We start from the raw sequence: 546 nt of genomic DNA on the forward strand, positions 1-546 counted from the left end.
GAGCTTGTCAATACTTTTGTGTATGAGGGGTCTGGGTTCAGCCCAAGTAGGGTTCGATGCGTTCGGGGTATGTGATGGCGAGGATGCCTAGTGCTTCGTTCCAGCCTTGGCTTTGGGCACCTTCGATGAGTGTGTGGACGGTTTTGCTTTTGTTCTCGCGGGCTTGTCCGTGGATCTTCGCGCGTTCGCTGGCTCGTTTGTCTTCGATGTTGCAGATGGCCAGCCAGAGCAGTTTGACCGCGGCGGTGTCGTTCGGGAAATGGCCGCGGTTTTTGATGATTTTCCGGAGCTGGTAGTTCAGCGATTCAATGGCGTTGGTGGTGTAGATCACCCGGCGCAGCGGCGGCGCGAAAGCGAGGAAGGGAACGAACTTTTCCCAGCTGTTGCGCCAGGTATTGACCGTCGCACGGTACTTTTTGCCCAGCTCGGAAGACGCGAACGCCTCCAGTTCCGTTTGCGCGGCTTCAGCTGAGGAGGCCGTGTAGATCGGCCGGAGTGCGGCTGCGACCCGTTTCCTGTCGTTGTAGCCAATGAACCGCATCGACG

At 57.9% G+C, this 546-nt stretch carries 1 protein-coding gene; it reads right to left on the reverse strand.

Annotation, left to right across the window (positions count from 1 at the left end; translation table 11 throughout):
* Positions 1–37 precede the first annotated feature (37 nt).
* Positions 38–546 (reverse strand): transposase (locus tag OCL88_RS21130; RefSeq protein WP_264963847.1); only part of this gene is annotated, 509 nt, incomplete at its 5' end.

The sequence above is a fragment of the Paenarthrobacter sp. PAE-2 genome (genome assembly GCF_026013155.1).
Taxonomy (GTDB): Bacteria; Actinomycetota; Actinomycetes; order Actinomycetales; family Micrococcaceae; genus Arthrobacter; species Arthrobacter ureafaciens.